The organism is Cytobacillus sp. QJM3NY_8, assembly GCF_056173585.1.
The window spans coordinates 644,002-663,913 of sequence record NZ_CM149681.1; the positions used below are offsets into that span (position 1 = coordinate 644,002).

Here is a 19,912-nt window from a genome sequence, read left to right on the forward strand (position 1 = left end):
TTAACAGGGGAGGGTCACTTTACTTCCCTTAAGCCCTTCCCTTCAAGAATATCTTGAATACCTTCTTCACAAACGCCGTATGAACGCCAGGAACACGTTTCGCAAACAGTTTGAATATCTGAGGGAAGGGCATATTTTTGGATGTTCGACTCAATGTCCTTCCAATACAGGATTTGCCCGATCTTAAGTCCAAGTTTTTCTAAAATAACGGCATCTCTTTCATAAATATCGTTGTGTTCACAGTGGTATTCACCTGAGTTGGGATACTTTTCACACAGTTGATCTGGCCCTTTTACAAGCTGTATCCATGTCCTGGGGTTGTCTCTCAAGGCTTGGTGCAAACGTGTCATATTTTCCACGTATTCCTGAGAATAGCCCATTCCCCGATATCCCAGAAGGCAAAAAAGATGATGGCCTCGCAGCTTATACATAAAATCCCCCCAATTGAAATGGTTCGTTTACGTTTGAATGTTAACTAAAAAAATGTATAGTTAACATACTTGTTTATCATAACATTTAAAATTGATCAGCTGAGGGTCTTTTTTAAAGTCTTTTGGGGCAGGATGTTTAAAATGGAAAATAAACTCCTGTAAATATTGAATTGCCTGTGACAAGTTGATATATTAACTTATATATATGGAATCAATGATGTGATCAAGTAAATAAGGATTGTGAAACAGAAAATATAGCCTGGGCTGAAAGCTATATCACCCCTCCTTATTGAACCCTGCCACGGAGATTGTTAGTAAAGCTAACCGGGTCGTTTCGTTACAAACGTTTAGAGGACTTTAGATTTTAAATTAAAGTCGAACTAAGGTGGTACCACGTCTATTAGCGTAAAGACGTCCTTTTGAAGGACTCTTTATGCTTTTTTATTTTTTAAACAAATTTCATTTTCCAAGGAGGAAAAAAGAAGATGTCTCAACAAAAGCCAAACAACTTTTCAAAATGGTATCTTGATACGATTCAAAAAGCCGATTTATTTGATTACACCCCAGTTCGCGGCTGTATTGCCTTTAAGCCGGATGGCTATGAAATATGGGAACATATTCAGGAAGAGATGGATAGGCGTTTTAAAGAAACCGGTCATCGCAATGCATATTTCCCCATGTTAATTCCAGAATCCTTCTTTCAGAAGGAAAAGGATCATATTGAAGGATTCTCGCCAGAGCTTCCATGGATAACAGAAGCGGCAGGTGAGAAACTGGAGGAACGTCTGGCACTGCGCCCAACTTCTGAAACAATGATTGGACATTTGTATTCAGATTGGATTAAGAGTTATCGGGATCTGCCTGTATTAATAAATCAATGGGCAAATGTATTCCGGTGGGAGAAGAAGACTCTTCCATTTATCCGCACTTCTGAATTTTTATGGCAGGAAGGCCATACGGCTCATGTGGATGAAGAAGATGCGCGTAAGGAAACAATGCAAATGCTTTCCATTTATAAAGAGGTTGTAGAAGGATTACTTGCGATTCCGGTTTATGATGGCCAAAAAACACCATCAGAACGCTTTGCCGGTGCGGTTGATACTTTTTCCATTGAAGCGATGATGAAAGATGGAAAAGCTGTGCAGGCAGGTACCTCCCATTACTTAGGTACAAAATTTGCCGAAGCTTTCGATATCAAATATTTGAATAAAGAAAATAAACACACCTTTGTCCATACAACATCCTGGGGTACGTCTACACGGTTAATTGGCTCCGTTATCATGGTTCATGGAGATGAGCAAGGCCTTGTGCTGCCTCCAAAAATAGCACCGACTCAAGTTGTGCTGATTCCAGTCGGGCCATGGAAAAAGAACCCGGCCATTATGGAGAAGTTAGATGAAATCTTTGCAGCATTAAAGGCAGAAGGAATCCGCGTCCGCTTAGATGATTCTGATCAATCACCAGGATATAAATTTAATGAGTGGGAACTGAAAGGTGTACCTGTCCGCATAGAACTCGGTCCACGTGATTTAGACCAAAATCAATGCTTAATGAAGGCCCGTGATCTTGGAGACAAAGTTGCGGTACCGCTTGAAGCCATTATTGACAGCATTAAAAAAGAGCTTGAAACCATGCAGAATCGTCTATTCGAAAATGCAAAAGCGTTCCGCTCGGAGAATTCACACACACATATTGATACAATGGACCAGTTAGAACAGCACATAGCAGAATCCGAATTAAATGAAACCATTCCTGGCTGGATATTGGCTGGCTGGTGCGGTGAAGACGCCTGTGAAGAAAGTGTCAAAGAAAAAACAAAATTCACAACAAGGAACATTCCGTTCAATCCGCCGGCAACTAAGGACACATGCATCCATTGTGGTAAAGAAGCGAAGCATACGGTTTGGTTTGCGCGAGCTTATTAAGCTGTGAGTGTGAAATATTACGTGATCTTTCAGGGTCAATTATTTAGGTCCGCCTCACTCAGGCGGACTTTTTTCTTAAAGATGATTGAATGAACGTCCAGGTTTCACAGTAAAGCATTCGAATAAGGAACTTAAACATATTTTATTGTACTGATTAATATGTTAAAATCAAAAATGTCTAAAAATTTAGATAACATTTTCGGACAATGTTATTATGACAATCAATATATTGGCATGAAAATACTATGGGGAACAGATCTCAAATAACTTTATAGGTATTGAAAGGGGAAAATCATTTGAATCAAACATTATTAATTATTGATGCCCAACAGGAGTTAATTGATGGGAATATAAAAGAAAGTAAAGTTTTTAATAAAGAGCGGCTTATTGGGAATATCAATTTAGTGATCGAAAAGGCAAAGCAATCCAGTATTCCAGTTGTCTTTGTTAGGGATTTAGATGTTGCTGAAGGGAAAGGCAAAGGATTTCAGGTTCACGAAGAAATTAATGTGCCTGCGGAAACGAAGTTCTTTGATAAAGCTGCGACGAATTCCTTCCATGGAACAGGACTGCTGGATCACCTTAAATCTCAAAAGGTCAAGCATGTTGTTATAATGGGGTGTAAAACCCAGCACTGTATAGACAGTGCAGTTAGAACCGCAACTATTAGTGGATTGGATGTCACATTAGTAGGTGATGGACATTCAACAACGGACAGCGATGCTTTAAGTGCAGAACAAATTATCAAGCATCATAATGATACTCTTCACGGCCATTACAATGTGGAACATTTTTCAGTTGTCAGAAATGCAGCGGAAGACTTGTTTCATCCGATACATGATTCATATAGGTGAATTGAAATTATAGTATAGAGATATTCCTTATTAACAATAGATTCCCAATTTCTTACTGTGAAATTGGGATATTTAATTTGTGAAAGATAGGCATTCATGAAAGTAGAGGTATACAGGAATTTCCTGAACATCAAGAATGCTGCCCCCGTATTTTTTCCCCTTTTTTCGCTTTTAGAATCCATTTTATAAACTGTTGCCTGTCATATAAACGCATATTGTTTGCTTCGGCAAATTCAATTGCTTGACGGGTGAAACGCTCATTTGTGATGACCCAGCATTCAGCAGCATCAAAAATATCCATTTGCCTTAAAGTTTTTTGGACTAGGCGTATTCCGACTTCTCTTTTATGGCTTTTGACTTTAACAATCACTTGATACCCCGATGGAGAGGCAAGTAAAAAACTTATATCCGGATTCTCATCAATCGGTTTTGTAACTATATAACCAAGTTTGGATAATAGAGAGATGGAGAAATCCTCTAATTGCTCATCTGAAAGTTTGCTGATCAGCCAGATTTCGGAATCCGCCTGACTTTTCTGATCACGGCGAAACCAAAACAATCCGTAAACGAGATAGAAAATCACCTCTCCCAAAAAAGTCAGAAATGCATTTTCCCAATTGTTCGTATTCATAAAGACAATAATCGGCACCAGGATGATCATAAACCAAAGTATTAGATGATGACGTTCATTCAACCTGTAACACATCCTTCATTCTAAAAGTCTTCTAATCTTGTTATATCACAAATCATTTGGGCGGCAAGAATAGGAATATCTAAAAAGATTGGAATCGCCAAAATATATTGGTAAAATTTACATTTACGAACATGTGTTTTATAATATTATTATCTTAAAATGGAGGTAGAATACTTGAGGCCGGAACTAAGAAAGGATTTGGAAGTAAAAGATTTCCTCAGCTATTATTGGTTAAAAGAAGAACTGCAAGTTTTTTGCAGAGAGAATGGAATGAGTGCTGCTGACTCTAAAATGGAGATTACGGATAGAATAGCAGCATTTCTTCAGACAGGAGAAATAAACAAGCCAGCAAAGAAAAAAAAGTCCCCTTCTAAAGATGTTTTGTCAGAATTAAATTTAGATACTGTCATCACAGAAAATCACCGCTGCAGCCAGACCGTAAGAGCCTTCTTCAAATCAATTATCCCTAAATTTCATTTTTCGACTTATATTCAAAATTATTTTAAAGAAAATGCAGGCAAAACATATCGTGATGTGGTTCATGCTTGGTATGAAGAGGAAGAAAGAAAAAAGAATCCGTCTTATAAAAAACAAATAGGGTCTCAATTCGAATATAATCAGTTCACCAGAGATTATTTTGCAGACCCAAAAAACAAAGGCAGTAATCGAGAAGAGGCCATTAAAGCCTGGAATGTATTAAAAAAACTGCCAGGAAGCAACAAATACAGAGGCTGATTTACATATGAAAGCAGGTTTGAAGTTAATCAATTAATTAGAGTAGATGCAGAATGGAATTTAATGGGCAGGAATGGGTGTGGTTGAAAGGGTTTGGAGCAACAACTAATTGTGGATGAATTACCCAATGTAAGTTTTATAATGGAGGTCTCCAAATGAAGATTCGGCTTACGGAATTTAGCGATAATTGGGCTTTAATGTATGAAGTAGAGGCACAGTTTCTCAAAACCATCTTTAAAGATGACATCATAAAATGTGAACATTTTGGCAGTACTGCGGTCCAGGGGATGAAGGCAAAGCCTGTAATCGATATGATATTTATTGTGAAGGACATCGAAAAGATAGACAGTTTTAATGAAGAAATGAAAAACCTAGGATATGAGGCTGCTGGTGAATGGGGAATTACAGGAAGACGATTATTTCGAAAAGGCGGGGAAAACCGATCTCATCATTTGCATTTCTATCAATTTGATAACCCCCAAATAGAACGGCACCTAATATTTAGAGATTATCTGCGGTCCCATCCTGCTGAAGCAGCAAGGTACACTAAATTCAAGGAAGAATTAGCAAAAAGGTTTGATGACACAAGTGAGTATAGCCAAGCAAAAAAGGCATTTGTGAAGGAAATGGAGAAAAAAGCACTTGTTTGGTCTGGGGAAGCAAGGAAATTAAATGCAGAGGAATAGCAATATGCTCTCATTCCTTCACAATTATGGCATTAGGTTAAAAGGATTTTAATTACAGCCAATGTGCTTAACAAACTTTTGGTATGCTTTTGCAGTAATCATTGAAATTAAATAAATGCTTATGAATGAAGCAACAGATACGAAGAGTAAATAAATTACTGTATAAGGTTTAGGAATATCCACATTGAAAAAGGCAAATATAGTTATTAACAATGAAATTCCTATTGCTTTTGTGGTGTGTTTATTTTGAGTGTTCATAAAATCCTCCTTTCGATTAATCTTAATAACTGTCTGTTAGTTAAATAACATATATCTACATATTAACATAAAATCCCATTAATATCTTTCAAAAGGATTTATCTTCCAAATATCGAATTATATAGGGAAATCTTATATTTAGGAGATTACTATGGGGTATGTAATGGAGTTAAGAAAAATAGTTGGAAGCCGTCCTCTTGTTATTACTGGAGCGAGTGTAATCGTTTTAGATAAGAATAATAGGCTGTTATTACAATTAAGGAAGGATAATAACTGCTGGGGATTGGCGGGAGGTTCTCTGGAGCCCGGAGAGACATTGGAAGAGGTGGCTAAGAGAGAGCTGCTTGAAGAAACTGGGTTAACAGCAAATGATCTGCGGTTGTTTAATATCTATTCAGGAGATGAATTTTACTATAAATATCCTCACGGTGATGAAGTATATAATGTCATTGCCTCCTATATCTGCACCGACTATGATGGAGAACTTACAATCGATAACGAAGAGGTTAATGATTTACGCTTTTATCATGTTCATGATATTCCCTCAAATATAAGCCCTCCAGATCGTAAAGTGATTGAGGATTATATTAATTCTATTTAAAAAGGAGTTCCCAACCGGAGCTCTTTTTTCTTCGCTGAAAAACAGAAAATAATGGAATTGGGATAATTTTCTATGAAGAAAATGATAAGATTAATTTAGAAGGAGGGAGGGCAGAAATAATCATTTTCGAAGACATAGATCATCTAATTATGCTCGATACTGAAGGATTTGTTCAAAAATTTAATAGTATAAATTTCGTTACTAAATATAAAAAGGAAGTTGGAATATGGAAAAAAACAAGAAGTTTTTGACGGTACTGATAACAGTAGCATTATCAGGTGTACTGGCTGCTTGTGGAGACTCATCTGAAGAATCGAGCAGCCAGCCAGCTAATAACAGCTCGGCTCAAAATGAAGATGGCGGCTCAACTGATAGGGATTCTGCAGATTCAGAGGAAAATGAGGAAGAAAACTCTTCTGGCAGCAGTGACAACACACAGCTCAATGAACAAGAAAATACAGACAATTCATCTGCAGCCTCAAATGATGGAGAGTCAGTGGAGTCCAGTAATCAAAATGAAAATCATGAAAGTAATAAGGATGAATATCTCAAGAAACTAAACAAAATGGAAGAAGCGGACAGATACGCAGAAGCCAAAACAACCACGGCAGAATTGGTGGAGCAAGAGGCGGAAAGATATAGAAATTGGGATGAGGAATTAAACAAAATTTATGGTCTGCTAGAAGATCAGCTTGATAAAGGGCAGATGGACCAGTTAAGAGAAGAACAGCGGATCTGGATCCAACAAAGAGATGAAGCTGCGAAAAAGTCTTCTCTGAAATACAAAGGCGGTTCGATGGAGCCATTGGAATATGTGGCTACACAAGCAAGTCTTACAAGAGAAAGGTGTTATTTGTTGGTTGCAAAGTATATGAAGTAATTTTTGGCACTAACGAGCAGGTTGCCTCCATCTCCTTTGTACTTATTTTAAACGAGTGAAAGAGTTGCAGATCCAGTAGGGATAGCACCTCCTTTTTCTTCTTCGGCCAGACGGGGCAGATTTGTATTTGGTCATTAAATAATAAATATGTTTAATAGATAATTACACAAGCAAAGATAATAAATTTGAATAAAGATATAGTAATCTATCAAGAAAGGAGTGGATTATGTTGAGTTCATCTTGGCATTCTGAAGGAAGAACAATTTATCATAGTGGTTATAGCTATAATCAGAATGACTACTATCATCATGATGGATATATGCAGGACCAGTATGATCATCATGGTTACTATTATGATCGATGTAGACAGGATAAGTGCAAACCCCATGATTGCCATTATGATTGCAGAAATAAACAGAACAGATGCAATCATCATGCTTGCCATCATGATTGTGGATGCAGATATGACAAGTGTAAACATCATACTTGCCATCATGATTGCTGCTGCAAAAAGAAAGAATGTTTCGAGAAGCACTGCAAAACCATTTGCCAGCATAAGCATAATGAAAAATGCAAAAATGGCTACCGAATAGTTTGGCGTAAAGAAGAAAAATGCTGTAACGATGGACGCAAAATTGTTTGGCATAAGGAGAAAATACCATGCAAAGATGACTGTCGCGTAGTATGCTGGAATAAGCCAATAAAATGTTGAACAAACATCGTCTAGGTGTGTGTTGACATAAACTTGATCAAATGTGGTCAAGTTTTTTTTCAGAGGGAGCCGAAGCGGGCATGTTACATATGTTTTATCATTTGCAACTGTCTATATTGTCCTTGGCAAAAAAGACTGAATAAAATTAAAATTGAAACAATTAAAGACTTCAACCGTATATAGTTAGGAAAAAGGAGGTTTGGTTTGAAGTATCTAATTATCGGAATGGTTTTGTCAATAACTGGTGTTTTACTATCATTTGGTTTTGGGGAATTAAGTAAGGCTTACTTAGTGACAGGAGCAATTGGCTTATTTTTTATGGCCATGTCTGTTCTTATGTCAGGTTCAATACCTGGCCCCCACCGAATAAGGGCAGGCCTAGAAGCACCTGATTCTCCAGACGAAAGACAGAAACGAAAAAGAACAAGCATCGGCTCCGTTTTAATTGGTCTGCCAAATATTATGACTGCGCTGCTTCTTTATCTTTTCTTAGCTAAATAAGTGTATATCAATAAAGGCGGCCTTTCTAACAAGGGGGATTGATTCCATGTGGTGGTTAGTGATTTTTATTGTTGGAATTATACTATTTGCTTTATTTATTGATTGGAAACGCAAGAAAAACAATAATAATCCTCATATCCCAATCAATCCTAATGCAAAACCAGGAGAGAGCTCAAATTATTTGATGGGAGAAAATAAAGACTCAGGAGGATTTCAATAATTTTATGAACTCGTGATTCCTTGCTTCCAGGTAACTGTAATTGAAAAAGTATGGAGAAAATAATAGTGAAAACAGGGATATATTCATTTATTGTCTCCTTTTTCTTATTAGTGGCCTTTATGAAGCGGATAGAAAGCACAACTGATGTTGATGGTATGACTTCAAGTGTTATAACACCTTTTCCTGAGTTCTTTTTTACTATTTTCCGATATTCTGTAATCACTTCAATCATTGCAGTTCTCATTGCAATTGCTTATTTGGCTTCAATGAAGAAAAATGAGTAGCAAACGAAAGCTGCCAATCCAGGTGGCTTTTTCTTTTTGAATAAACAGGGCAGTGAGCTAAAGAAGGAATTGAAAATAATATGACGAACCTTTCTTATATTTATGAATTTGTCTTAAAGGAGGCAAATATGGAGTGGGTTGAAATAAAAGGAAATGATGATATCAAAGGACTTCTAGAGTTATTTGGTTATTTCCACGATAGCTGTTTGAAAGAGCTGATGATGTGGACTGACAGTTATGTAGATCATAACCGGTCAATGAGTGTTGGACTAGGGCTTGATACCAAAATGCAAATGCTTTTTCATAGACAATTTAATAATCCGTCGGCAATAGAAATATTGTTTGAACAAGTAACACATTTTCAACTTAAACCAAGTCCGGAAAATTATGATTCAATCATCTATGATGCCACCCTAATACTGAAAGACGGTACCTTATATTGGGCAGACACTTCTGATTGGACACCTAATGACTATAATGGAGAAGTTACTTGGATTTCAGCTAAAAAGGTTAAATGGCGGGATGCAAGTGATTGGATTGGTAAGGTGAGAAGATACAAATCAGTCATTAAAGAATAGTCCTCCATGTTATTCGGCCTTGTTAATCAAAAAGGTTTTATCATATGGAAATTTGGCGGAAGAATGAAAGGAAGTTATTAGATGAGGACGGGAAAAATACGGGCAATTGTTATTATAGACAGGAACGAAACCGGCACTTATCCGCAAAAGGGTAAGGGCCCTTTTTCTAAAAGATATGGAAAAAATGAAACCTATATCTAACTCATTCGTCTTAGCATTAAAGTGAAAATGGGGTGGGAAGTGTGTGAGAAAGGTCAGGGATGAAGGCCCATTAGAAAATCGTGATGCTTGGCTGGAGTTTATTATGGATGAGTATGGTGAACGGCTCACAAAGCTGGCTTATAACTATGTGAAGGACTGGAAGCTGGCGGAAGATATTGTTCAGGATGTATTCATCGCGTGCTACAGAAATTATGACAAAATCGATGAAGTGATCTCCTTTAAATCATGGATTTATCGATTGGCTATTAATAAATCAAAGGATGTCTTGAAGAGTTATGCGTTTCGAAAAGTGTTGATGAATTCAAGCATGTTTGCTCTTTTTTCATCTAAGGAAATGTCGCCGGAAAAAGATCTGCTGAAGCGCAGCGAGGAAGAATTTCTTTCCTTGTGTGTATTGTCTTTGCCTGTGAAGTACCGGGAAGTCGTTACGCTTTATTACTATGAAGAATGCTCAATTGAAGAGATCCAAGGAATATTAGGCGTGAACCACAATACGATCAAAACAAGATTGAGCAGAGGCAGGATGAAGCTGAAAAAAATGATGGAGAGGTGGGGATATAATGGAGAGCAAGCTTAAGCAGCTGCGGAGGGCGATGGACTCGACGACTCACAAAGGTGGCCACTTTACGGAATTTCAAAAAATGAATATTAGAAAAGCAGTCCATACAGATAGAATAGTGAAGCCAGCCAAACCCAATAAATTCGTTATATTCACTATTTCCACTTTTGCCATCTGGCTCTTGGCCTTCTTCGTTTCAACCGAGTTTTTTGTCAGGAACGATCCCGAAAAGATAAATGGAGGCATGAATAATGAATGGGAAATACGGCATGAATATAAGGTGAATCAAAATATAAAATTTAGCATATTACCCGATCCTAATCTGAAAGCAGGAACGCCTTATGGCTATATTTTTAGTTTCGCAGAGCCTTTTGATACTTATAAAGGAAAAGAACTTTCCATTTCTGCCCTTCATAAAGAAACTGGTGAAAGAATACAAGTTTTGCCTCATCAAGAAATAACAGAACCATCATCCGGCTACCCAAGTTTGCAGCGTTTTACAACCACATTTACAGTTCCTTACGAAGGCTTGTGGAAGTATGAAGTGTACCTGGATGGCAAAGCCTATGGGGATGTAGTTGTCAGTGTGGCTGAAAAAGCAAAAGACGCCCCTATTACTTTCCCAGAGGACATACCAGATTTTGTTCAAGAGAGCGATTTTGACACTATTGATTGGGAGAGAAAAGCTGTGGAGTTCGGTGACAGGGGCATTATCGGAAATGAAAACAAGTCCGGTGTGATAGGCGCTGGCATGCCAAGTCTAAACGGCCAAAAGTGGATGTGGCATCTTTGGGGAGTTGAAGATGCAGATCTGACGATTGTTGGATTTCATAAAGAATCGCAAACTGTCCATCAAATTTTAACGAATGGAATGGGATGGACCATCCATGCTTACGGTCCAAACAACGGGGCAGATGCGCATACACCATCATCTGTTAAAATTCCTAAAAAGGGAGAATGGGCCATTTTGCTTTATGTGGATGGGGAGTTATTCGATCAATTGATTTACGATATAAAGGAATGATTATGCTTTATGATCTTTTCTACGCAAAGATTTGAAAGTTTTATTTTATACGAGTTTATTGGAGGTCTTATATGAAACCGCGGATTTCAGTTATTACATTAGGTGTAGATGATCTAGAAAGGTCCTTACATTTCTATGAAAAGGGTCTTGGACTTCCAACACAGGGGATAGTAGGGAGAGAATTCGAGCATGGTGCTGTGGCGTTTTTTGATTTGCAATCAGGGTTAAAACTGGCACTTTGGAAACGTAAAGATATTGCTCATGATACAAGCATGAACCAGACAGCGATTAGCCCAACTGAATTTACGATTGGGCATAATGTTGGGAGTAAAGAAGAGGTAGATACGGTAATGAAACAGGCTGAGAGTGCAGGGGCTGTTATTGCGGTTCAAGCTCACGACACCTTTTGGGGTGGATATTCTGGATACTTCCAAGACCCAGATGGACATTTGTGGGAAGTAGTTTGGAATCCTGCTTGGGAACTTACAGAATAAGTCCATTGCAATGTCTTTATCAACAAATAGGTACAAGAGCTGAAGATCCAGTATGTGGATCGGCTGCTCTTTTTTTCATCCAGGCCTCTTATTCTGAAAAAGCTTTTGAATAATGGACAACACCGGCAGCTTTTTCAAGAGCATTCTCCGTCAATTCCAGAGCCATGAACACTTCGTCAGGAACTTCAAACGGGGCCTGGATATTCCAAAGGCTGGCTGGCTTAAAGCCGAACTTTGGATAGTAATCTTTATGACCTAGAACGATTACGGATTGAAATCCGCCCTCTTTTGCCTTGTTAAGTGCAGAACGAATCAATTGACTGCCGATGCCTTTTCCTTGATAACCGGGAGCAACCGAAACGGGGGCAAGTGCCAGAGAATCTGCAGCCTTCTCGCCATCAGCTATGGTGATTTTTGATAAAAGTATGTGACCCACAACCTCCTTAGCCTGAGTTAAAGCTACTAAAGAAAGCTCCGGAATAAAAGCATCTGAATTTCTAATCCTTTTAACAAGGAAATGTTCTGTCTTGTCGCTGTATTCTTCATTTAAAAAAGCTTCTCTGATCATTTCTTCCGTCGAATGATAGTCTGCAGGGAATTCCTGCCGAATTAAAATATCCATTTATAATCTCCCGTTCTTATTTATATAGTTCGATATAAATGGCACTTTCTCATGCATGCAGCCATGAAGAACGTGTTACTCCTCTAGCTCTAAACATAAGTTCAACAAACAAAAAACCTCCAATTTGGGATGATTTCATTTTATAAAGTTATGCTGCAGTGGTCAACTTCCTTTCGAATGCGCCTATCTGCCGTATAATCTCCACCTGAGACCGAAAAGATAAGAACAACCAACCAACCAACGGGAGGAGTAAAATATGGGAGAATTTTTTTATCATTGTCTTCTTATTTTAGGAAGAATTATTACCATTCTGCCTCTATTTCTTTTTATTACTCTTTATATGGGGAGACGTTCGATTGGGGAGCTTCCAATCTTCGACTACCTGGTGATTCTTACACTGGGTGCAGTGGCTGGGGCGGATATAGCAGATCCGTCTATCAGGCATCTGGAAACAGGCTTTGCCATTATTGCCATAGGCGTCTTTCAGCGAATCATTGGGAAAGTAAAAATATCGAACAGAAAGATTGGAAAAATGATTACTTTCGAACCGGTGATTGTAATTAATAAGGGTAAATTGCTTCGTGCCAATTTAAAGCGGACTAATTATTCAATCGACAACATTCTTCAAATGCTGAGGGAGAAAAATATTTTCGATGTCCAAAATGTAGAATTGGGAGTACTGGAAGGGAGCGGTATGCTAAGTGTTCAATTGAAACCTTCAATGATGCCTGTTACCCTGGGAGATTTAAAAATTACTGAACACTCCGATCAAATTGCCTTTCCAGTAGTCGTTGAAGGAGAAGTTTACACCACGGTCCTTAATCAGTTGGGCTTGGATAGAGCCTGGCTTGAACGGGAATTGGCCAGAATGGGCGTCTCTATGTTCGGGGATATATTTTTTGCCTCCATCAACTCTAAGAAAGAGCTTCATATTTCCATGAAAAATGAACAAGCAGAATCCATACCACCTTTGAATCATTAACTATCCATCTTGGAAAACCTGTTTCAGCACACCGTGAAAAGTCAGGGAACCTCCTATAAAGGAAATATTTTCTTTTGTATTGAATATGTAAGGGAGTGAGCTTAATAAAGAGGTGACTTCGGTGCTTTTTCATTATCATTTTTGGACTCCGCATGTAGAAGAGACAGAGAGGTTTTATACAAATAATGGATTTCGGATATATCAGCGTATCGGAAAATACCAGGGGGATTTCCAGAACTTTGATCCTCCATTGGTATGGGATGACTTTCGGGAAAAAGATATCCTTTTTCGGATAATTGAAGCAAGAAAAGGGTGCATAAATGTCACTTTTGGATATGGAAAGAAGAGTATATTTGACCATATAGGCTTTTGGGTAAATGAAAAAGAACAAGAGTTTATATGTCAAAATGCAGTTAATTTGAATTGGAATGTTGATAGGGGGGAACGAAGAACGTTTATTACAACCCCTTATTCTTTTAGGATCGAACTTCAGACAAACAAAGATTTAGTAGATTCGGTGACTGATAACATAAAAATAGGGGAATTAAGATTAGAAATAATGAAAAAAGGGTTAGAAGGTGACCTTTCCATTTTGTTTGGGAAGCCTGTCAATTCTATTAAGTCAATAATTGGTGAGACAGTTACAATCAGGGAAGCTGTTATAAAGGATTTCTCATCAAACCCATTAGTGGATCCTAATGGTGTAAGGATTTTGAATTAGTTTTTGGATTAACTGTGTAAGAGGGAGAATTTATGAGATTCCATTGGTTTCTAGTGTTATTTTGCACCTGGGTTATAGTATCTTTTCTATTTCCCGAACCAAGCTGGTGGTCTATCTTCTCATCGGATCGTTCAACGCACGCCCTTTTAATAGAGCAATTTTCTATAGTTAAAGTATTTTTCATTATTACTTTCTTAGGATTAGCTTACCTATTGCATTTTATATTTCAAAAACGCAGGTAAAAGCTTTTCATGCGAGTAAGTGCTGATAAAAAGAATACTTGATGATTTAATATAGGGGGAAACACGATGGGCAGAACAGTTACTTTCTCATTTAGCAGTGCCCGGTATGAGGGGGCTAAGGCGACAGAGACATTCACTTTTGAGAAATTAGGCCTTGAAGCGAGTCTGGATGATATGGCCTTGGAAAAAGAATTAGACGAAATCTTTCATGCTTGGGTTTGGGATAAACTCAATATTTCTTATAGTATAGTAACTGCAAAAGAAAAAGATAGGTTGTGATGATTTCTGGTATATCAGTTATACGATAAAAAGAATTAAGCCCCCATCTTTGTTCTTTCTTGAACTTTGTGTGACGATCGCTAAATTACCACCTGATTTTAGTATCAGGTATTATATTTATCACTATTCAATTAACCCCATTCACACAATAATGGAGAAGAAATAATTCGACGATGAAATGGGGTATTCTTTTGAGATTTCCGCAATTAAGAATTGGTCATATGAAGCCTGAATTTCCAATCATGCAAGGTGGTATGGGCGTAGGTATTTCTTTAAGTGGTCTGTCGTCAGCTGTTGCGAATGCCGGGGGGATTGGAACTATTTCTGGAACAGGAATTAGCATCGAAGATTTAAGATTGCATATAAGAAAGGCTAAGGCATCTATCAAGGGTGAGGGCTATATTGGGGTGAATGTTCTTTTTGCCATGAATGATTTTGCTGAAAAAATGAAAACAGCTATTGAGGAAAAGGTTGATTTCATTATTTCAGGTGCTGGAATATCAAGAGATATGTACAGCTGGGGCAGAGAATCTGGTATACCGGTCATCTCGATTGTGTCATCTGCAAGGCTCGCCAAAATGTCAGAACGGCTTGGTGCTTCTGCCGTTGTTGTAGAGGGCAATGAAGCGGGAGGACATTTAGGGACCAAAAGACCACTATTCAATATTTTACAGGAAGTCGTGGAAGCAGTTAAGATTCCTGTCATTGCTGCTGGAGGAATCATGACAGGAAGAGATATCGCTCATGCCATTCGTATCGGTGCCTCGGGTGTTCAGATGGGAACAAGATTTGTTGCAAGCCGCGAATGTGATGCACCATTATCTTTTAAAGAAAAGTACGTCCGGGCCAAACAGGAAGATATCGTCATGGTGAAAACCACCGTAGGGCTGGAAGGCCGTGCCATTAAGAACCACTTTACAGAGCAGATAGCTGACAATAAAAAGGTGAAAATAAAGAACTGTATCGATTGCCTGAAAAACTGCTCTTATCGCTTTTGTACAATGGATTCCTTGATAACTTCCATGGATGGGGACTGCGAGAATGGCCTTGTATTTGCGGGGGCAAGAGTCCATGAAATTAAAGAAATCCTGCCTGTTCAGACGATCATCAATAACCTTAAAGCTGAATATGAAGCTTTTGTTTAATTTCATAATGGTGCATTTTTAAAGTCTAGCTGCCGTATAGGCGGCTTTTCTGATTAATAGGGGTGTTAGATGTGAAGGAATAAAACATTTAAATATAGAATAATTTTTCTTATGGAATAAGGTGTAAAAATGGATCGGTGAATGGGAGAAGAAATATGGAGAAAAAGGGTCATAATCATGATAAGACAGAGTAATTCTAATTCTTTAATCCTCGTAATCCACGAAATCTATGGAATTAATCAACATATAAAGAGTTTTTGCGAATTATTATCAAAGCAGGGTTTTGATGTGACATGCCCCCATTTATTAGAGCGAGAGATACCTTTTGAATATTCTCATGAGGAAGCCGCTTATCGCCATTTTATGGAATATGCAGGTTTCGACAGAGCTGCCCAAAAAATAAAAGATCTATTATTGGATGTTAAAGATGAATACGAAAAAATATATATCATTGGATTTAGTATAGGTGCAACTGTTGCCTGGCTGTGCAGTGAGGGAGATTGTGTTGATGGTATAGTGGGATACTACGGCTCAAGGATCAGGGACTATTTAGAGTTAACACCCCAGTGTCCCATAATGCTATTCTTTCCACAAGAAGAGCAGTCTTTTAATGTTGATGAGTTACTATTAGCTTTAGAAAAAAAGAAAATTAAAGTACATAAATTTAAAGGGAAACATGGATTCAGTGATCCATATTCCTCCAGATATGATGCAGAATCAGAACAAGAAGCATTTAGCAAAGCCATGGATTTTTTATTGCATATTGATTGAGGTATTATTATGAAGCTAACCGTGAGTGTTATCACCTTGAATTTTAATAAAAGTTTACAAGCCCGTTCAATTTTCTTAATACAAGGATGCTAATTTAGATTTAGCGGGGATAGCATGTGTGGCTATCATTGTATTTGGCGCAGGCGGAGCCAAATGCCTTTTTTGTTTTGCTTATATTCAATTTATAAAATTTACTTTCTATTATTTAGCCTCTATAAAGGATCAAGTGGGAAATGTCCATTATTTTGAGGAGAAAGATCTTAACATCCATTCTTAGCAGTGTGTTATTTGCACTGATTTTTTCAGTGCCAACAGTCTTTGATATGAATGCATTTGTTAATTTATATTATTTAAATCTTATGTTTGTCGCTGCCTATGGAGTAATCACTTCGATGTTCAGTGATTGGTTGAGCAAGAAGATTTTCATTGCAAACACTAATCGTGAAATTGCCTCCTTTTTATTCTATTTGGTTCAGTATTAAAAGAACTTAGTCTTGTTTCTGCTGTCTCTTTTTTCATCATTGACCGTGTACTGACAAAAGCAGAAATAAGGTGGTGGTCAGTAAATACAGCATTATCCGTGATAGTCCTTATATTTATTATTGCTATTAATATTGATTTCCCATAACAAGTCCTAGAGCTGAAAATTCATTGAATTTCAGCTTTTTTTGGTGTGTTAAAGAGGCCATTTAGTTTACTGCCGGGAAAACTTAACTATTTACAAAAAATATCTTGAAATAATATAATGATATAGTGATTTATGCTTAATCTTATTTTAAGAACGGGGGACCCATTATTTACAGCGGAGTTTCCGCTTGGGGTGAATCCTACTATGGAAGGGCTTACTGTTTCCGCAGTCCTAACCCGAAAGCTAACCTCGTCAGCGTTTAAGGAAACATAAGAGAATATGAAATATTGTGAATTGACAAAACCAGCATTTTTGTCGATTTTCTTTTTTATCAGGATCTCATCTTTGTTTCCCTTGCCTGCGCAGCACGTATAAAACTAAACAAGAAGGTAGGGTAATTGATGAAAAAAATCAAATTAAGTTTAGCCACTCAAATTTTCATCGGTCTTATTTTAGGAATCGCTATTGGCGGTATTTTCTATGGAAGTGAAACGGCGCAAAGTGTGCTGCAGCCCTTTGGCGATCTTTTTATCCGCTTAATTAAAATGATTGTTGTTCCTATTGTACTATCAACAATTATTGTTGCCATTGCTGGTGTGGGTGATTTAAAAGCCGTCGGGAAGCTTGGCGGTAAATCATTGACTTACTTTATTGGCATGACTTTGGTTGCTATTGTGGTGGGCCTCATTGCAGGTAATGTTATTCAGCCTGGTGCCGGCCTGAATATGGACAGCCTGCAGCAAAGTGACATTTCGAGCTATGTTGAAACCAATAAAGAGCAGGAAGGCAAGTCGATAGCAGATACATTTTTGCATATCGTACCTACTAATCCTGTACAAGCCATGGTTGAAGGCGATATGCTGGCGATTATCTTCTTTGCTGTTGTATTTGGCCTTGGAATTGCAGCAATTGGGGAAAAGGGAAAACCAGTACTGAGATTTTTCGAAGGCACGGCAAAGGCTATGTTCTATGTGACAAACCTATTTATGAAGTATGCACCAATCGGAGTATTTGCCTTAATTGGTGTAACGATTTCCAAGTATGGTTTTGCCTCATTAATTCCATTGGGCAAGCTGGCGCTTACTGTATATGGAGCCATGATCTTCTTTGTTCTTGTTGTATTGGGGATAATGGCCAAAGTTGTCGGGTTCAGCATCTTTAAATTATTGAAGATGATTAAAGAAGAATTGATTTTGGCATTCTCAACTGCAAGTTCTGAAACAGTGCTTCCGAGAATCATGGACAAAATGGAGAAAGCGGGAAGCCCGAAACATATTTCGTCATTCGTTATTCCGACAGGTTATTCTTTTAACCTGGATGGATCCGTTTTATACCAGGCAATTGCCTCTTTATTTATTGCACAGATGTTTGGCATAGAATTAAGCGTAGGACAGCAAATTACGTTAATGTTAGTACTGATGGTGACATCCAAAGGAATGGCGGGCGTGCCAGGCGTATCCTTTGTCGTGCTGCTGGCTACTTTCAGCACAATTGGATTGCCTGCAGAAGGCCTTGCCTTTATTGCCGGCATCGACCGTATCCTTGATATGGGCCGAACAGCTGTTAACGTGGTGGGGAACTCACTTGCGGCTATTGTTATTGCCAAGTGGGAAGGGCAATTTAACCCTCCAGCAGAAGAAAGATTTGAGCAACAAGCTTCATAATAGATTGGAAAACACTAACAAATGGCAGCATATTTGTTAGTGTTTTTTTTGTATCTTTGTGTTATTCCATAAAGAGAGGATGATGGAGCAGGTTCGGACAGAGAAGCGGGAAACCAACGTGAAGGAGTCCGAAGGTGGAGCAGGCTCGGACAGAAAGGGGAGAAATCAACGTGAGCGAGTCCGAAGGTGGAGGAGGTTCGGACAGAAAGGGAAGAAATCAACGTGAGCGAGTCCGAAGGTGAAGGAGGCTCGGACAGAGAAGCGGGAAACCAACGTGAAGGAGTCCGAAGGTGGAGGAGGTTCGGACAGAAAGGGGAGAAATCAACGTGAGCGAGTCAGAAGGTGAAGGAGGTTCGGACAGAGAAGCGGGAAACCAACGTGAAGGAGTCCGAAGGTGGAGCAGGTTCGGACAGAAAGGGGAGAAATCAACGTGAGTGAGTCCGAAGGTGGAGGAGGTTCGGACAGAAAAGGGAGAAATCAACGTGAGCGAGTCCGAAGGTGGCTTATGAAAAGTTAATGCTGTTCCACTTTTATCAAATAGCCCTTAAGGGTCATAATTATATTATAATAGAGTAAAAACTAGGAGGAGTTAACTTGACAATGGGAAATATGGAGCTGTCACCAGAACAGCGTGAAGAACTGCTGGAAACTCTGAAAGCGCGTTTTGAGAAAAACATGCACCGTCATGAAGGTGTGGAGTGGGCTGATGTACAAGCTAAGCTCGAGGCTAATCCTGAAAAATTGTGGTCACTCAATGAAATGGAAGCAACTGAAGGCGAACCGGATGTTGTACGCCATGATCAAGAGACCGGCGAATACATATTTTATGATTGTTCAGCTGAAAGTCCAAAAGGCAGGAGAAGTGTTTGTTACGATCGTGAAGCGCTGGAGGCACGGAAGAAACACAAGCCGGAAAACAGTGCTATGGATATGGCAGCTGCCATGGGCATTGAGCTTTTAACCGAAGAGCAATACCGGGAGCTTCAGGAGCTTGAACATGTCGATAAGAAAACCTCTAGCTGGGTGCAAACGCCTGAGAATATCAGAAAACTTGGCGGGGCGATCTTTTGTGACCGGCGCTACGACACTGTTTTTGTGTATCACAATGGAGCCGATTCGTACTATGGTGCAAGGGGTTTCCGGGGCTCGCTGAGGGTTTAGATTCATTGCAGAAATTTGGGGGCCTGACTTCCTGAAGAC

General features: G+C 38.6%; 27 protein-coding genes, 1 riboswitch and 1 other annotated feature. Of the genes, 23 read left to right on the top strand and 4 right to left on the bottom strand.

Annotated elements, in window-relative coordinates:
* Nucleotides 1-14: 14 nt before the first annotated feature.
* Nucleotides 15-431 carry a DUF1284 domain-containing protein gene (locus AC0VZ9_RS03465; protein ID WP_009335360.1) on the bottom strand — a complete coding sequence of 139 codons (417 nt, stop codon included), beginning with the start codon at nucleotides 429-431 and terminating at the stop codon, nucleotides 15-17.
* A 205-nt stretch (nucleotides 432-636) separates the two neighbouring features.
* Nucleotides 637-853 (top strand) — a binding site (T-box leader).
* Between the two features lie 63 nt (nucleotides 854-916).
* On the opposite strand from AC0VZ9_RS03465, the gene proS reads away from it, so the two are divergent.
* Both proS and AC0VZ9_RS03475 read left to right on the top strand, forming a co-directional pair.
* On the top strand, nucleotides 917-2,356 hold the full coding sequence (proS, locus tag AC0VZ9_RS03470; protein WP_009335359.1) for a proline--tRNA ligase: 1,440 nt from the start codon (nucleotides 917-919) through the stop codon (nucleotides 2,354-2,356).
* Between the two features lie 296 nt (nucleotides 2,357-2,652).
* Nucleotides 2,653-3,210: a cysteine hydrolase family protein gene (locus AC0VZ9_RS03475; protein ID WP_009335358.1), complete on the top strand. Its 558-nt coding sequence runs from the start codon at nucleotides 2,653-2,655 to the stop codon at nucleotides 3,208-3,210.
* 130 nt (nucleotides 3,211-3,340) lie between these two features.
* Here AC0VZ9_RS03475 and AC0VZ9_RS03480 read toward each other — a convergent pair whose 3' ends face one another.
* Nucleotides 3,341-3,904 (bottom strand): restriction endonuclease, encoded by a 564-nt coding sequence (locus AC0VZ9_RS03480; protein WP_019379573.1) that lies wholly within the window; start codon nucleotides 3,902-3,904, stop codon nucleotides 3,341-3,343.
* Nucleotides 3,905-4,078: 174 nt separating this feature from the next.
* Between AC0VZ9_RS03480 and AC0VZ9_RS03485 the strand changes: the two genes are divergently transcribed.
* On the top strand, nucleotides 4,079-4,639 hold the full coding sequence (locus AC0VZ9_RS03485) for a DUF6434 domain-containing protein (RefSeq protein ID WP_475397019.1): 561 nt from the start codon (nucleotides 4,079-4,081) through the stop codon (nucleotides 4,637-4,639).
* Nucleotides 4,640-4,794: 155 nt separating this feature from the next.
* The gene (locus tag AC0VZ9_RS03490; protein ID WP_009335355.1) at nucleotides 4,795-5,325 is read left to right on the top strand and encodes a GrpB family protein; all 531 of its coding nucleotides are present in this window, start codon (nucleotides 4,795-4,797) and stop codon (nucleotides 5,323-5,325) included.
* Between the two features lie 48 nt (nucleotides 5,326-5,373).
* Here AC0VZ9_RS03490 and AC0VZ9_RS03495 read toward each other — a convergent pair whose 3' ends face one another.
* A complete protein-coding gene (locus AC0VZ9_RS03495) occupies nucleotides 5,374-5,583 on the bottom strand; it encodes a hypothetical protein (protein WP_019379571.1) in 210 nt (69 codons plus the stop codon).
* Nucleotides 5,584-5,734: 151 nt separating this feature from the next.
* Between AC0VZ9_RS03495 and AC0VZ9_RS03500 the strand changes: the two genes are divergently transcribed.
* The 10 genes from AC0VZ9_RS03500 (at nucleotide 5,735) to AC0VZ9_RS03545 (ending at nucleotide 11,658) form a co-directional block, all read left to right on the top strand.
* On the top strand, nucleotides 5,735-6,184 hold the full coding sequence (locus AC0VZ9_RS03500; protein WP_009335354.1) for an NUDIX hydrolase: 450 nt from the start codon (nucleotides 5,735-5,737) through the stop codon (nucleotides 6,182-6,184).
* 226 nt (nucleotides 6,185-6,410) lie between these two features.
* The gene (locus AC0VZ9_RS03505; RefSeq protein WP_019379570.1) at nucleotides 6,411-7,064 is read left to right on the top strand and encodes a lysozyme inhibitor LprI family protein; all 654 of its coding nucleotides are present in this window, start codon (nucleotides 6,411-6,413) and stop codon (nucleotides 7,062-7,064) included.
* 272 nt (nucleotides 7,065-7,336) lie between these two features.
* Entirely contained in the window at nucleotides 7,337-7,657 is a 321-nt protein-coding gene (locus AC0VZ9_RS03510; protein ID WP_226280675.1) for a hypothetical protein, read from the top strand.
* Nucleotides 7,658-7,980: 323 nt separating this feature from the next.
* Nucleotides 7,981-8,277: a DUF5316 family protein gene (locus AC0VZ9_RS03515; RefSeq protein WP_009335351.1), complete on the top strand. Its 297-nt coding sequence runs from the start codon at nucleotides 7,981-7,983 to the stop codon at nucleotides 8,275-8,277.
* Nucleotides 8,278-8,323: 46 nt separating this feature from the next.
* Nucleotides 8,324-8,497, top strand: a complete 174-nt coding sequence (locus AC0VZ9_RS03520; RefSeq protein ID WP_009335350.1) for a hypothetical protein — start codon at nucleotides 8,324-8,326, stop codon at nucleotides 8,495-8,497.
* 65 nt (nucleotides 8,498-8,562) lie between these two features.
* Complete coding sequence (locus tag AC0VZ9_RS03525) at nucleotides 8,563-8,781, top strand: hypothetical protein (RefSeq protein WP_475397020.1); 219 nt, start codon at nucleotides 8,563-8,565, stop codon at nucleotides 8,779-8,781.
* 128 nt (nucleotides 8,782-8,909) lie between these two features.
* Nucleotides 8,910-9,359 carry a hypothetical protein gene (locus tag AC0VZ9_RS03530; RefSeq protein ID WP_009335348.1) on the top strand — a complete coding sequence of 150 codons (450 nt, stop codon included), beginning with the start codon at nucleotides 8,910-8,912 and terminating at the stop codon, nucleotides 9,357-9,359.
* Nucleotides 9,360-9,603: 244 nt separating this feature from the next.
* Nucleotides 9,604-10,158 (top strand): sigma-70 family RNA polymerase sigma factor, encoded by a 555-nt coding sequence (locus AC0VZ9_RS03535; RefSeq protein WP_009335347.1) that lies wholly within the window; start codon nucleotides 9,604-9,606, stop codon nucleotides 10,156-10,158.
* A complete protein-coding gene (locus tag AC0VZ9_RS03540; RefSeq protein ID WP_475397021.1) occupies nucleotides 10,142-11,164 on the top strand; it encodes a hypothetical protein in 1,023 nt (340 codons plus the stop codon). Before AC0VZ9_RS03535 ends, AC0VZ9_RS03540 begins: the two co-directional genes overlap by 17 nt.
* A 71-nt stretch (nucleotides 11,165-11,235) precedes the next feature.
* On the top strand, nucleotides 11,236-11,658 hold the full coding sequence (locus AC0VZ9_RS03545; RefSeq protein WP_009335345.1) for a VOC family protein: 423 nt from the start codon (nucleotides 11,236-11,238) through the stop codon (nucleotides 11,656-11,658).
* An 88-nt stretch (nucleotides 11,659-11,746) separates the two neighbouring features.
* Here AC0VZ9_RS03545 and AC0VZ9_RS03550 read toward each other — a convergent pair whose 3' ends face one another.
* On the bottom strand, nucleotides 11,747-12,280 hold the full coding sequence (locus tag AC0VZ9_RS03550; protein ID WP_009335344.1) for a GNAT family N-acetyltransferase: 534 nt from the start codon (nucleotides 12,278-12,280) through the stop codon (nucleotides 11,747-11,749).
* A gap of 256 nt (nucleotides 12,281-12,536) precedes the next feature.
* Between AC0VZ9_RS03550 and AC0VZ9_RS03555 the strand changes: the two genes are divergently transcribed.
* The 9 genes from AC0VZ9_RS03555 (at nucleotide 12,537) to AC0VZ9_RS03595 (ending at nucleotide 19,873) form a co-directional block, all read left to right on the top strand.
* A complete protein-coding gene (locus AC0VZ9_RS03555; RefSeq protein WP_009335343.1) occupies nucleotides 12,537-13,262 on the top strand; it encodes a DUF421 domain-containing protein in 726 nt (241 codons plus the stop codon).
* Nucleotides 13,263-13,383: 121 nt separating this feature from the next.
* Nucleotides 13,384-13,983, top strand: coding sequence for a hypothetical protein (locus AC0VZ9_RS03560; protein WP_019379566.1), 600 nt, complete (start codon nucleotides 13,384-13,386; stop codon nucleotides 13,981-13,983).
* A gap of 308 nt (nucleotides 13,984-14,291) precedes the next feature.
* Entirely contained in the window at nucleotides 14,292-14,504 is a 213-nt protein-coding gene (locus AC0VZ9_RS03565; RefSeq protein WP_019379565.1) for a hypothetical protein, read from the top strand.
* Between the two features lie 173 nt (nucleotides 14,505-14,677).
* Nucleotides 14,678-15,649 carry an NAD(P)H-dependent flavin oxidoreductase gene (locus tag AC0VZ9_RS03570; RefSeq protein WP_026041542.1) on the top strand — a complete coding sequence of 324 codons (972 nt, stop codon included), beginning with the start codon at nucleotides 14,678-14,680 and terminating at the stop codon, nucleotides 15,647-15,649.
* Between the two features lie 141 nt (nucleotides 15,650-15,790).
* Entirely contained in the window at nucleotides 15,791-16,420 is a 630-nt protein-coding gene (locus AC0VZ9_RS03575; RefSeq protein WP_475397022.1) for a dienelactone hydrolase family protein, read from the top strand.
* 233 nt (nucleotides 16,421-16,653) lie between these two features.
* Entirely contained in the window at nucleotides 16,654-16,902 is a 249-nt protein-coding gene (locus AC0VZ9_RS03580; RefSeq protein WP_475397023.1) for a hypothetical protein, read from the top strand.
* Between the two features lie 269 nt (nucleotides 16,903-17,171).
* A riboswitch (cyclic di-AMP (ydaO/yuaA leader) is annotated at nucleotides 17,172-17,321 on the top strand.
* 128 nt (nucleotides 17,322-17,449) lie between these two features.
* A complete protein-coding gene (locus AC0VZ9_RS03585) occupies nucleotides 17,450-18,712 on the top strand; it encodes a cation:dicarboxylate symporter family transporter (RefSeq protein WP_475397024.1) in 1,263 nt (420 codons plus the stop codon).
* Nucleotides 18,713-19,002: 290 nt separating this feature from the next.
* On the top strand, nucleotides 19,003-19,146 hold the full coding sequence (locus AC0VZ9_RS03590; protein WP_252245879.1) for a hypothetical protein: 144 nt from the start codon (nucleotides 19,003-19,005) through the stop codon (nucleotides 19,144-19,146).
* 166 nt (nucleotides 19,147-19,312) lie between these two features.
* Nucleotides 19,313-19,873: a DUF4256 domain-containing protein gene (locus AC0VZ9_RS03595; protein ID WP_033196451.1), complete on the top strand. Its 561-nt coding sequence runs from the start codon at nucleotides 19,313-19,315 to the stop codon at nucleotides 19,871-19,873.
* Nucleotides 19,874-19,912 lie beyond the last annotated feature (39 nt).